Below are 12113 nucleotides of genomic sequence, written 5' to 3' on the forward strand. Positions count from 1 at the left end.
GCAGTGCACCGGCTGAGCCGGCTACTTCAGGTCGAGCCCGGCCACGACTGCACGGTGGTCGCTTGAGCCGCGGCTGAGAACTTCATCTGAGGCGGTTTCGAACCCGCGGTAGAGGACATGGTCGAGCCGGGTGACGGGGAAACGAGCAGGCCAGGTGAAGCCGAATCCACCGCCGGCTTCGACCCGAGTGTCCTCCAGTGGGGGAGAGAGGGTCGAGAAGTTGGTGTCCGTCGTGGCGGTGTTGAAGTCACCGGCGACGATGACGTGCTCGGCCTCATCGGTTTCGACTTCTGTGGCCAATCGGCGGATCGCCGCATTGCGCATGGCCTCATGGCCGGGGCGCACCGAAGGCATGTGCACGGAGTAGAACCTGATGTCGCCATGGTCTGTGGACACTGTGGTGGCGAAGGCGCGCGGCCACTGCAGTCCCAGGTCCACCTCTTCGGGCTCGGACATCGGCCATTTCGACCACACCCCGATCGTGTCGACGACCCGCGAATGCTCGAACGAGGAATCGAGTTCCTTGTGGATGATCTTGCCCGACAGTGACTCCAGCTCCTGGATCGTGACGATGTCCGGGTCGGCATCGACGAGGCTCTGCGCCGCCGCTGTGGGTTCAGGCAGTCTGGCACCCACATTGTGTGTGGCGACAGTGAGATCAGCTCCGCCGCTGTCTCCGGCAGGAATCACCGCGGATCCGAACATCGAGGCCCAGACCACTGTCGGCACCAGGAAGCCGATCGCTGAGAGCACCGAGAAGCGGATGAGGAACATGAGCAGCACGAGGGCCAGGAAGACTCCCGTCCACGGCAGGATGCTCTCGATGAGCAGCGCAATACCCATCCTGGCGGGCAGCAGGTGGTGGAGCAGGAGAAACGCCGCATAGGCTACGCCGAAGATCAGCGCAGTGATCCCCTTGGCCGGGCTATGCGTTTTTCTGGGGTGAGGATATTCCTGGTTCATCGATTAAGAATCTTAACCGCTGAGTCTGTTCTCATGCTGGGTACATCATGCGACGTGTCTCACTTGCACCCGAAAACGACGTTCACCGGTGGGCCGTGGCCGACCACACGGTGACATCTGGGTGTGTGTCGTAGCGGTAGCCGGAGCCCCGCATCGTGCGAATCACCGAGGAGTACTCACCCAAACGCCTGCGCAGGCGTCGGATATGCACATCGACAGTCCTCTCATCAGGAACTTCGCCGCCCGACCAGACGGCTGTGATGAGTTCCTCGCGAGGCAGCGTGGAGTCGGCATGGGAGACGAGAGTCGCCAGGAGGTCGAACTCCTTGGTGGTGACATCGATGAGATCGCCGTCGATGCGAACCTCGCGTCGAGGGATGTCGATGCGCAGGCGCTCGGCAGTCCTGTTCTGGAAGTTCCCATCGAATCGGGAGCCGAATCCACCAGTGGGTGCGGCCTCGCCGACACCCGACTCAGCCTCGCGGCGCAGGGCCGGAGGATGGACGCGGTTGGGGATACGTGAGCGCACAGGACCGTGAGTTCCCGCCGGGGTGCCTGTGGCTGCGGGGGAGCCGTTGGCTACGGCACGAACGGCGTCGATGTCGTTGCCGCGGCCTTCAGGAGCCAGCGCGATGACCGCCTGGGTCTCAGCCTGGGAGGCCAATTCCTTGGCGTAGGCCTGCAGCTCACCTGCGATGGCGGAGAGATTCGTGCCATCGGCGGCTGCCTTGGATTCATCGAGACCGATGTAGACGATGATTCCGCGCGCTGCCTTCGGTGAGGGCACGACACCGGCGGGACCGAAGGTGTGGGGCGGGTTCTGCGGATCTACTGCACTCAACCGGGCTCCTGCGCGACGGATGGCAGCTGCGCTGCGTGGATGTGCGTACGCTGGTTCTGGATTCGACATGGCTGTCCTTTGCTTCGACCCGAAGGGCCGTTGTGACTGAATGAGTCCGCTGCGGAGTCTGCGTGTACTCGTTCGAGGCCGGACAGCGGAGAGACGGTCACCGACAACGAACGCAGGGCATACACATGCCTGCGGGGCACATTCGCGTCGAGTGAGTCGTAGAAGTCATAGCTTCATTATTTGTCACAAAACTCGTCGGTTGCAAAGGATCGCCACTAAATGAGACGAGTGTGACGAAATATGACGAGACTCAGTCGACGATTCCGTACATCCGGTCACCGGCGTCACCGAGTCCCGGGACGATGTAGCCCTTCTCGTTGAGCTTCTCATCCAGCGCCGCCGTGTAGATCTCGACGTTCGCGGACTGTGCGTAGTCCTTCTCGATTCGCTCCACACCTTCCGGTGCACTGACGAGGCAGACTGCGGTGACGTCCCGGGCACCTCGGGCGAGGAGGAAGTCGATGGCCATGGCCAGGGTTCCGCCCGTGGCCAGCATCGGATCGACGACGAAGATCTGCCGACCGCTGAGGTCATCGGGCAGTCGATCTGCGTAGGCGCTGGGCTCAAAGGTCTCCTCATCGCGGACCATTCCCAGGAAGCCCACCTCGGCGGTGGGAAGGATGCGCAGCATTCCATCGAGCATGCCCAGACCTGCGCGCAGAATCGGGACGACGACCGGGCGCGGTTCGGCTAGGCGCGTGCCGGTGAATGTTGTGACCGGCGTCGTGATCTCCTTCTCCTCGATCGCCACCGAACGGGTGGCCTCGTAGGCGAGGAGCATCACGAGCTCTTCGGTGAGCTGGCGGAAGCGGGCGGAGTCGGTGTTCTGGTCACGCAGGACGCTGAGTTTGTGGGCGATGAGCGGGTGATCGGCTACATGAAGGCGCATATGTGAAATGGTACGGAACTTTTCATCTTCGCGCGTGGAACTGTGGTGAAAGGTCGCCCGAAGCGTCACAATGGAGGCATGTCCTACTTCACTGAGATCCTTGCCGAAACCAGCGATGGTTTTCGTGCGCTCGATGTCGATGTTCGGGATGCGTCTGACCTCGACAGCCTTGTCGAGATGATGCAGGCTGCCGGGTCCGAAGACGGCGAATCGGTCGCGGTCATCGAACACGAGGACGAATGGTTCGGCCTCGTGCGAGTCTGCACGAACAACGAGATCCGCGTCTTCCTCTCCGACCTGCGAGCCGTCGAGCTCAGCCCATTCGCGGAGATCTTCGCCGATTTCCTCGACTCTCAGCCCGATGCCTATGAAGCCGAACCCGAAGAGGAATTCGGTCTCGAAGAGGAACCTGCTGGCGACGACGAAGACGAGGACGAAGAAGTCGAGATGCTCGAGTTCGACGCCGATGCCGAATGGGGCGGCGACGCCGAAATCTACGCCGACCGCGGGGTCCTTGCCGCCGACCTCATCGAACAGGTGGAGAAGTACCGTTCGGATCCTGCCCGCGTCGTCGCCCACGTCGGTGAGACCGTGGGATTCGCCGATCAGCTCCAGGCCGCCCGCTGAGCTCACCGGAGGAGGCTTCGTCTGAGCAGGGCGCGGAGCTCGGCTTCGGCGGGCACCTGCAATTTCAGGAGTGGATGGCACTCGCCCTCGCCGAGGCGGCCCTGGCCAGCGAGCATGACGACGTTCCCGTCGGTGCCGTTGTCATCGACGGCAACGGAGCGGTGATCGGGCGCGGTCACAATCGTCGCGAAGTCGATCAGGATCCACTCGGGCACGCCGAGCTCATGGCCATGCGCAATGCCGCCGAGGTGACCGGACGGTGGCGCCTCGACGATGCCACCCTTGTCGTCACCCTCGAGCCCTGTGCAATGTGTGCAGGGGCTGTGGTCGGGTCGCGGATTGCGCGAGTCGTCTATGGGGCCTTCGATGAGAAGGCCGGAGCCGCCGGTTCGGTCTGGGATCTGCTGCGAGATCGCGCCGCGCTCCACCACCCAGAGGTCTACTCCGGAGTTGCCGCGAGCAGATGCCGTGAGCTGCTCAGCGAGTTCTTCGCCGCGAAGCGGGAACGCCCTCCCGGTTGAAAGTGAGCCCCACGGGTACGAGCGAGTGGCGTGGTTCAAGTCACGGTCACTCGATTTGGACGCGACGTAGGGCCGAATGTAATGTTGTCCGCGGTGGCGTGTCCGAGCGGCCGAAGGTGCAACACTCGAAATGTTGTGTAGGGTAACCCCCTACCGTGGGTTCAAATCCCACCGCCACCGCCACAGTGCAAGGCCCCGAACGTCCTGATCAGATAGGGTGTTCGGGGTCTTTGCTGTTTCCCACCCCGGTGACGTCAATGACTACGTCGTTTGCGATGATTGCGTGTGGTCGAAACGCATGAGCTGTCCCCGGTCGAGTGCCGTGATCAGATTGTGATCGTTGACACATTATGCAAAACAGACTTAACTGGTCAGTCGGAACGGAAGTGTCTTTCCATGATGCGAAAAGAATTTTCTATTGTGAGAGCAGGCTCCGTTTCTCTGCGCATGTTCAAGGCGCATGGTCGCTGACGATGATGTCGGTGACTGATCAAATCGAACAACTTGAGGTGGTCCATGAAAATGGCTGACAACGACCAACAGCGGGACACGAAGACCGCTGACAACAGCAGCGGGAGTCCCGGTCTGCTCGACAGATTCTTCGAAATCACATCACGTGGGTCCTCGATCAAACAGGAGATCCGCGGAGGCATCGTCGCCTTCGTGGCCATGGCCTACATCGTCGTCCTCAACCCGCTCATCCTGGGCGGATCACAGGACGTCGCCGGCAACTCACTCGACTTCGCCCAACTGACCGCCGTCACCGGCCTCGTCGCCGGCGTCATCACGATCCTCTTCGGCGTCGTCGCGAAGCTCCCCTTCGCGCTCGCCGCGGGCCTGGGCATGAACAGCTTCCTGGCAGTCTCCGTGGTCCAGGAAGTCACCTGGGTCGAGGCCATGGGGCTCGTCATCATCAACGGCATCATCATCGTCGTCCTCGGGGCCACCGGCATCCGGACCGCGATCTTCAATGCTGTGCCGCACGCGCTGAAGGTGGCGATCACGGTCGGCATCGGCCTATTCATCGCGTTCATCGGCTTCGTCAACTCCGGCTTCGTCACCCGCACCCCGGCAGGGCCCCCCGTCCAGCTGGGACAGGACGGGTCGATCGCATCGCTGCCGACTCTGGTGTTCGTCGTGGCGCTGATCCTCATCGGCATCCTCGTCGCACGCAACATTCCGGGCGGAATCCTCATCGGCATCATCGTGGCTACGATCCTGGCCATGATCATCCAAGCATTTGCGAAGCTGGGCACCGTGGGTGACCCGGTCAGTCCGGATCCGAAGGGCTGGAACCTCGCCGCGCCTGAGATTCCCGCCCAGGTCGTCGCCTTGCCCGACTTCTCCCTCGTCGGAGCCTTCGACCTGTTCGGAGCCTTCGAGCGCATCGGTGTCCTCGCGGCCACAATGCTCGTCTTCACCCTGGTGTTCACGAACTTCTTCGACGCCATGGGCACGATGACCGGTCTGGCCCGCAGCGCCGGTCTGCAGACGAAGGACGGAATGTTCCCCCGCATCCGCGGTGCATTCATCGTCGAAGGCATCGGTGCCGTCGCCGGTGGTGGAGCCTCCGCCTCGTCGAACACTGTGTTCGTCGACGCGGCAGCCGGCATCGCCGAAGGTGCCCGAACGGGACTCGCCGCCTGCATCACGGGCGTGCTGTTCCTGGTGTCGATGTTCTTCGCACCGCTCATCGGCGTCATTCCGATGGAGGCCGGCGCCGCGGCGCTCGTCGTCGTCGGCGCCATGATGGTCACACAGATCCGCGAGATCGACATGAGTGACTTCAGGACCTCGCTGCCGGTGTTCCTGACCATGGTCACCATGCCGCTGACCTATTCGATCGCCAACGGAATCGGCGTCGGATTCATCTCCTGGGCACTCATCCACGCGATGAGCAAGCGCGGCCGGGACGTGCACTGGCTTCTCTGGGTCGTCTCCGCCGGATTCGTGCTGTACTTCGTTCGCGGACCGATTTCGGCTATCTTGGGAGGATGACGAATATGTCTGAGATCACAGCTTGGTCGAAAGGCCAGATCGCACACGGGTGCTGAGAACGATTGAGTCGACGGCCGCGGGTGCCAGACCCGTGCCGCGACACCACGTTCTTCGCTGCTGTTCGCATGGATAACCAGAAGCTCGAAGAACGAAGCAATTGTTCTAACCATGCACTGTGCGCCGCATAGACGAGGCGCAGGAGGTAAGTGCGATGTCTGCTCCGGCAACTCAACGTTCCACCGCCCAGGTTTCAGTGAACTCAGACGTTCACGAATTCGACGGGCCACCACATACAAATGCTCTCGACTTCCTCCGCGGAGTCGGCCTCACTGCAGCCAAAGAAGGCTGCGCCGAAGGCGAATGCGGGGCCTGCGCGATCATGGTCGCCCGCCCCGATGCTGATGGCTCAACCCGCTGGACATCGATCAACTCGTGCCTGCTGCCTGCCGCCGCACTCGACGGCCAGGAAGTCATCACGGCAGAAGGCCTCGCCGACGGTGAGTCCGTCCACCCCGTCCAGGAAGAGATGGCCGTGCGCGGCGGATCCCAATGCGGATACTGCACCCCCGGCTTCATCTGCTCGATGGCCGCCGAATACTACCGCCCCGAACGCGCCGACGACGCCGCAGAGGCCACCGCTGACGCAGATCATCACTGCGGTCCCAACGGCTTCGACATCCATTCCCTGTCCGGCAACCTCTGCCGCTGCACCGGCTACCGCCCGATCCGCGACGCCGCCTACGCACTCGGCCAGCCCGAACCCGGGGACACGATCGCCCAGCGTCGGCAGAATCCGGCCCCCGCCTCGGCGAGCACCGACATCCATCGCGCGGACACGGCAACAGGTGAGACCGGACGTTTCCGTCGCCCCTCGACCCTCGCCGAGGCGCTGGATATCTTGGCGAGCGAACCCGAGGTTCTCGTGGTCGCCGGCGCCACCGACTGGGGTGTGGAGGTCAACATCAAGGGGGCACGGGCGAAGTCGATGCTCGCCATTGACCGTCTGCCCGAGCTGCGCGGCATCCGCCGCACTCCCGAGTACATCGAACTCGGTGCCGCTCACACCCTGAGTGAACTCGAACGCGAGCTCGCCGGTTCGATCCCGCTGCTGGGCAAGTTGATCCCGCAGTTCGCCTCCCGCCTCATCCGCAACGCGGCCACCATCGGCGGCAATCTCGGCACGGGCTCACCCATCGGCGACACCCCGCCGGCACTCCTGGCCCTGGACGCGCAGCTCGTGCTCACCTCGGCGATGGGATCTCGGGTCGTGGAGCTGGCTGAGTACTTCACCGGCTACCGGCAGACCGTGCGCGAGGCCGGTGAACTCATCACCGCCATCCGCATTCCGCTGCCGCTGGCACCCATGACCTCATTCCAGAAGATCGCGAAGCGCCGCTTCGACGACATCTCCTCGGTCGCCATCGGCTACGCGGTCACCGTCGAAGGCGGGATCGTGACCAAGGCCAGACTGGGACTCGGGGGAGTCGCAGCCACCCCGCTGCGCGCCACTGCCACCGAGGCCCAGCTCGAAGGCGCACCCTGGAGCCTCGAAACCGTCCATGCAGCGGCAGAGACACTGGCCGCCGAAGGCACCCCGATGGATGATCACCGGGCGAGTGCGAAATATCGGACCGCGATGCTGCGGTCCTCCTTGGAACGCTTCTATGCCGAACAGGAGGCAGGACGATGAGCCAGCTCTCACAGCGACCCACCGACCCCATCGTCGGTGAGTCCCATCACCACGAAAGCGCCTTCGGTCACGTCACCGGAGCGGCCCTCTACACCGATGACCTCGTGGGACGCCTCGCCGGAGTCCTCCACGCCTACCCGGTTCAGTCCACCCAGGCGCACGCGAAACTGGGCAAGGTCGACATCGAGCCGGCCTATCAGGTGCCCGGAGTCGTCCGCGTCATCACCGCGGCAGACGTCCCCGGCGTCAACGACCAGGGCGTCAAACACGATGAGCCGATGCTGCCCGTCGATGAAGTGATGTTCTTCGGCCAGCCCATCGCCTGGGTCCTCGGCACCGACTTGGAGGCGGCGAAGGCCGGAGCCGCGACAGTGGTCGTGGACTACGAGCCACTGCCCTCGCTGGTCACTGTGCGTGAGGCGATCGATGCGCAGAGCTTCCACGGTGTCCAGCCCGTCATCGACAAGGGTGACGCGGACGGCGCCTTCGCCGATGCCGCGCACGTCTTCGAAGGCGAGTTCGAGTTCGCCGGACAGGAGCACTTCTACCTCGAGACCCAGGCCTCACTGGCCCACGTCGACGAGAGCGGACAGGTCTTCGTCCAGTGCTCGACGCAGCACCCCACCGAGACCCAGGACATCGTCTCCCACGTCCTCGGAGTTCCCGCCCACGAAGTGACCGTGCAGTGCCTGCGCATGGGCGGCGGCTTCGGCGGCAAGGAAATGCAGCCCCACGGCTACGCCGCACTCGCGGCCCTCGGCGCGAAGCTCACCGGTCGCCCGGTGCGCCTGCGACTCAACCGCACGCTCGACATCACCATGACCGGCAAGCGCCACGGCTTCCACTCCTCGTGGAAGATCGGCTTCACCGACGAGGGCAAGATCCTCGCCCTCGACGCGACGCTGACCGCTGACGGCGGGTGGAGCCTCGACCTGTCCGAGCCCGTGCTCACCCGCGCCATGTGCCATATCGACAACGCCTACTGGGTGCCCAACATCCGGGTGGCCGGACGCATCGCGAAGTGCAACAAGACTTCACAGACGGCCTTCCGCGGATTCGGCGGACCCCAGGGCATGCTCGTGATGGAGGACATCCTCGGCCGAGTCGCCCCGAAACTGGGACTCAGTGTCCGCGAACTGCGCCGCCGCAACTTCTACTCCGCCGGCCAGGACACCCCCTACTACCAGCCCGTGCGCCATCCCGAACGGATGGAAGCCGCCTGGGACCAGCTCCTGACCTCCGCCGAGGTGGAGACTCGGGAAGCTGAGATCGCCGAATTCAATGCCCGGAACGAGAACGTCAAACGCGGGCTCGCTCTGACCCCGGTGAAGTTCGGGATCTCGTTCAACCTCACCGCCTTCAACCAGGGTGGGGCCCTCGTGCTCGTGTACAAGGACGGTTCCGTCCTCGTCACCCACGGCGGCACCGAAATGGGGCAGGGCCTGCACATGAAGATGCTGCAGGTCGCGGCCACCACCCTCGGTGTGCCCCTGTCCACGGTGAGGCTTGCGCCCACGCGCACGGACAAGGTTCCCAACACCTCGGCGACGGCGGCGAGCTCCGGCACCGACCTCAACGGCGGTGCGGTCAAGGACGCCTGCGAGCAGATTCTGGGCCGTCTGACTCAGGTCGCCGCCGGGATCCTCGGGGCTCCGGCACACGAGGTCAGCGTCAGCCGCGGCATCGTCAGCGCCCTGTCATCGAAGAAGACGGTGACCTGGGAAGAGCTCATCAACGCCGCCTACTTCCAGCGGATCCAGCTCTCGGCCTCCGGGTTCTACCGGACCGAGGGACTGCACTGGGACCTGTCGCTGATGACCGGTGAGCCCTTCAAGTACTTCGCCTACGGCGCTGCCGCGAGCGAGGTCGAGGTCAACCGCTTCGACGGCTCCTACCGGCTGCGCCGCGTCGACATCGTCCATGATGTCGGCGACTCGCTCTCGCCGCTCATCGACTTGGGCCAGATCGAGGGCGGCTTCGTTCAGGGCGCCGGGTGGCTGACCTTGGAGGACCTGCGCTGGGACGAATCTGACAAGCCCAGCCGGGGACGCCTGGCGACCCAGGCCGCGAGCACGTACAAGATCCCGAGCTTCTCCGAGGCACCCGAGGTCTTTAACGTCTCGCTGCTGGACAAGGCCCACGAAGAGGGCGCGGTCTACGGTTCGAAAGCCGTGGGCGAACCCCCGCTCATGCTCGCCTTCTCCGTCCGCGAGGCACTGCGCGATGCCGTGGCCGCCTTCGGCGAGCCAGGCCGATCCGTGGAGCTGAACTCGCCGGCCACACCCGAATCCGTGTTCTGGGCCATCGAATCGGTGCGCTCGCCAGTCGCCAGCGATGCTTCCGTGCCTGGTGATGCTGCGCAGGGGAGCCCAGAAGGCATCAGTGTCCCGTCATGACCTGGATGGACACAGCAGCCGAGCTTCGCAGGGCTCGAGTGCCGGCCGTCCTCGTCACTCTCGCCTCGGTCCGCGGGCATGCCCCGCGTGAGGCCGGCGCGAAGCTGATCGTCACCGCCGATGATCTGCATGGGACCATCGGCGGCGGCAATCTCGAGATGACGGCCGTTACTCGAGCCCGCGAGATCCTCACGGCCGAGTCGGACTCCGAACCGGAGATGCTCACGCTGCGGCTCAACGACAAGGCACCGGCCAAGTACGGACGTCAGTGCTGCGGGGGAGAGGTCAGCGTTCTGCTCGAACCGCTGCCCGTTCCCGCCTCGGTGGCGATCTTCGGTGCCGGCAACATCGGACTCGAACTCACCCGGATCCTGGCCCGCCACGACATCGACGTCCACGTCAGCGACTCCCGTCCCGAGCACCTTGAGGAGCTCGACCGACTGGAGCCGTCAGTGGCGCAGATCCACCGCGAGTTCGCCGTCGTCGGCGAGGAGGTGCTCGTCGGGCTGCCCGCGGGCACCCACGTGCTCATCATGACCCACGACCACGCCGAGGATCTCCACCTCTGCGATGCCGCACTGACCCGCGGCGACCTCGGCTCCATCGGCCTCATCGGGTCGAGCGCCAAATGGCAGCGCTTTCGGAAGAATCTCGTTGCCGAGGGCCACACACCCGAGACCGTCGACACCATCGACTGCCCCATCGGCCTCCCAGACCTGCCCGGCAAGCAGCCAGCGACGATCGCGCTCAGCGTCGCCGCCGACCTCCTGCGCCGCATGGGCTGAGCCTCTCGACAGACCGACTTTTTCACCTTTCAAGGAGTACCCCTATGTTCATCTACCGCGCCCGTGTCTTCGACACACCGACCGACCCCTTCAGCGGGGGAAGCCTGCGCTCTGAGTCAGACGTCGCACTCGTCGTCGATGACGGACTGATCATCGCCCGCACCGATTTCGCGAGTGCGACCGCGGACCATCCCGACGCCGAGGTGGTCGACCTCCGTGCTGGTGTCCTCATCCCCGGACTCATCGACACCCACGTCCACTACCCGCAGATCCGTGCCATCGGCTACCTCGGCAAACCCCTGCTCGACTGGCTCGACCACTGCGCCCTGCCCGAAGAGGCGAAGCTGGGCGATCACGACTATGCCTCGGCCCTGGCCGGCGAGTTCCTCACCGGACTGACCTCGGCGGGGACCACCTCGGCGATGGTCTTCGGTTCGCACTTCGCCACCGCGATGGACACCTTCTTCACCCAGGCCGCCGAGGTGGGTCTGCGGATCACATCGGGACTGGTCACCAGCGACACGATCCTCCCGGAACCGCTGCTGACGAGCGTGGAGAGATCCGTGTCCGAGAGCCAGGACCTCATCGATCGTTGGCATGGGAAGGGCCACCTTCGGTACGCGGTGACTCCGCGCTTCTCGTTCTCCGCCGGTCAGGAGCTGCTGGCGGCCGGCGGGCAGCTGGTGGCCGACAACCCGGGCATCTGGGTGACCTCGCACCTCAACGAGAACCGCGACGAGATCGCCGGTGTCGCCGAGAAGTTCCCCGAGGCACTCGACTACCTCGACACCTACGATCGGGCCGGCCTGCTCAATCGGCAAACGATCCTGGCCCACAACGTCCACCCGAGCGACCGCGAACTGGCACGGATGGCTGAAGTGGGGGCCGCCTCGGCGCACTGCCCGACCTCGAACTCGAACCTGGCCAGCGGCTTCTTCCCGCTGCGTCGACATATCGAGGCCGGGGTCCGTGTGGCACTGGGCTCCGACGTGGGCGCGGGAACCGGATTCTCCCTGTTCAAGGAGGGTGTCCAGGCCTACTTCATGCAGCAGCTCGATCCCTCCGGCGGTCTGCCGCTGGGCTCGGCACACCTGCTGCACCTGGCCACTGCGGCCGGCGCCGAGGCACTGGAACTGAGCGACCAGGTCGGGGACCTGTCCGAGGGCAAGCGCTTCGATGCCGCCTACATCCAGCCGACCGCTGGCCAGCCGCTGGCCGTGGGGCTTGAGCACGCCAGCAGCGATGACGATGCCCTGGCGAAGATCTTCGCCATGGGAACCCCGGCCGACATCGCCCAGGTGTGGGTCGACGGTCGGCTCGTGAAGGGCTGAGGG

The 12113-nt window shown here is 64.6% G+C and carries 10 protein-coding genes and 1 tRNA gene; 8 read left to right on the forward strand and 3 right to left on the reverse strand.

Translation table 11 applies throughout. The features are described 5' to 3' along the window. Positions 1-21: 21 nt before the first annotated feature. From CXR25_RS03925 to upp, 3 genes are all read right to left on the reverse strand, one after another. Positions 22-963 (reverse strand): endonuclease/exonuclease/phosphatase family protein, encoded by a 942-nt coding sequence (locus tag CXR25_RS03925; protein WP_114384546.1) that lies wholly within the window; start codon positions 961-963, stop codon positions 22-24. 82 nt (positions 964-1045) lie between these two features. Continuing rightward, the gene (locus CXR25_RS03930; protein ID WP_009883965.1) at positions 1046-1873 is read right to left on the reverse strand and encodes a winged helix-turn-helix transcriptional regulator; all 828 of its coding nucleotides are present in this window, start codon (positions 1871-1873) and stop codon (positions 1046-1048) included. A 250-nt stretch (positions 1874-2123) separates the two neighbouring features. Next, the gene (gene upp, locus CXR25_RS03935; protein ID WP_069599581.1) at positions 2124-2762 is read right to left on the reverse strand and encodes a uracil phosphoribosyltransferase; all 639 of its coding nucleotides are present in this window, start codon (positions 2760-2762) and stop codon (positions 2124-2126) included. Positions 2763-2840: 78 nt separating this feature from the next. Between upp and CXR25_RS03940 the strand changes: the two genes are divergently transcribed. From CXR25_RS03940 to guaD, 8 genes are all read left to right on the forward strand, one after another. After that, positions 2841-3389, forward strand: a complete 549-nt coding sequence (locus CXR25_RS03940; RefSeq protein WP_069599582.1) for a tRNA adenosine deaminase-associated protein — start codon at positions 2841-2843, stop codon at positions 3387-3389. A gap of 74 nt (positions 3390-3463) precedes the next feature. Continuing rightward, on the forward strand, positions 3464-3910 hold the full coding sequence (tadA, locus tag CXR25_RS03945) for a tRNA adenosine(34) deaminase TadA (RefSeq protein ID WP_009883968.1): 447 nt from the start codon (positions 3464-3466) through the stop codon (positions 3908-3910). Between the two features lie 92 nt (positions 3911-4002). Next, a tRNA-Ser gene (locus CXR25_RS03950) sits at positions 4003-4093 on the forward strand. A gap of 339 nt (positions 4094-4432) precedes the next feature. Further along, a complete protein-coding gene (locus CXR25_RS03955) occupies positions 4433-5908 on the forward strand; it encodes an NCS2 family permease (RefSeq protein ID WP_069599583.1) in 1476 nt (491 codons plus the stop codon). 211 nt (positions 5909-6119) lie between these two features. Beyond that, positions 6120-7598: a xanthine dehydrogenase small subunit gene (locus CXR25_RS03960; protein WP_096146562.1), complete on the forward strand. Its 1479-nt coding sequence runs from the start codon at positions 6120-6122 to the stop codon at positions 7596-7598. Continuing rightward, complete coding sequence (gene xdhB / locus CXR25_RS03965) at positions 7595-9994, forward strand: xanthine dehydrogenase molybdopterin binding subunit (RefSeq protein WP_114319561.1); 2400 nt, start codon at positions 7595-7597, stop codon at positions 9992-9994. The genes CXR25_RS03960 and xdhB overlap by 4 nt, the downstream gene beginning before the upstream one ends. Then, entirely contained in the window at positions 9991-10779 is a 789-nt protein-coding gene (xdhC, locus tag CXR25_RS03970; protein WP_164513944.1) for a xanthine dehydrogenase accessory protein XdhC, read from the forward strand. The genes xdhB and xdhC overlap by 4 nt, the downstream gene beginning before the upstream one ends. A 44-nt stretch (positions 10780-10823) precedes the next feature. Continuing rightward, a complete protein-coding gene (guaD, locus tag CXR25_RS03975) occupies positions 10824-12110 on the forward strand; it encodes a guanine deaminase (protein ID WP_096146565.1) in 1287 nt (428 codons plus the stop codon). Positions 12111-12113 lie beyond the last annotated feature (3 nt).

It is taken from the genome of Brevibacterium aurantiacum (genome assembly GCF_003932995.1).
Lineage (GTDB): Bacteria > Actinomycetota > Actinomycetes > Actinomycetales > Brevibacteriaceae > Brevibacterium > Brevibacterium aurantiacum.

Excerpts from the sequence above, each read along its gene's own strand:
- CXR25_RS03955 (WP_069599583.1), top strand. The coding sequence starts at position 4,433 with ATGGCTGACAACGACCAACAGCGGGACACGAAGACCGCTGACAACAGC.
- CXR25_RS03960 (WP_096146562.1), top strand. The coding sequence starts at position 6,120 with ATGTCTGCTCCGGCAACTCAACGTTCCACCGCCCAGGTTTCAGTGAAC.
- xdhC (WP_164513944.1), top strand. The coding sequence starts at position 9,991 with ATGACCTGGATGGACACAGCAGCCGAGCTTCGCAGGGCTCGAGTGCCG.
- guaD (WP_096146565.1), top strand. The coding sequence starts at position 10,824 with ATGTTCATCTACCGCGCCCGTGTCTTCGACACACCGACCGACCCCTTC.
- CXR25_RS03940 (WP_069599582.1), top strand. The coding sequence starts at position 2,841 with ATGTCCTACTTCACTGAGATCCTTGCCGAAACCAGCGATGGTTTTCGT.
- upp (WP_069599581.1), bottom strand. The coding sequence starts at position 2,762 with ATGCGCCTTCATGTAGCCGATCACCCGCTCATCGCCCACAAACTCAGC.
- xdhB (WP_114319561.1), top strand. The coding sequence starts at position 7,595 with ATGAGCCAGCTCTCACAGCGACCCACCGACCCCATCGTCGGTGAGTCC.
- CXR25_RS03930 (WP_009883965.1), bottom strand. The coding sequence starts at position 1,873 with ATGTCGAATCCAGAACCAGCGTACGCACATCCACGCAGCGCAGCTGCC.
- tadA (WP_009883968.1), top strand. The coding sequence starts at position 3,464 with ATGGCACTCGCCCTCGCCGAGGCGGCCCTGGCCAGCGAGCATGACGAC.
- CXR25_RS03925 (WP_114384546.1), bottom strand. The coding sequence starts at position 963 with ATGAACCAGGAATATCCTCACCCCAGAAAAACGCATAGCCCGGCCAAG.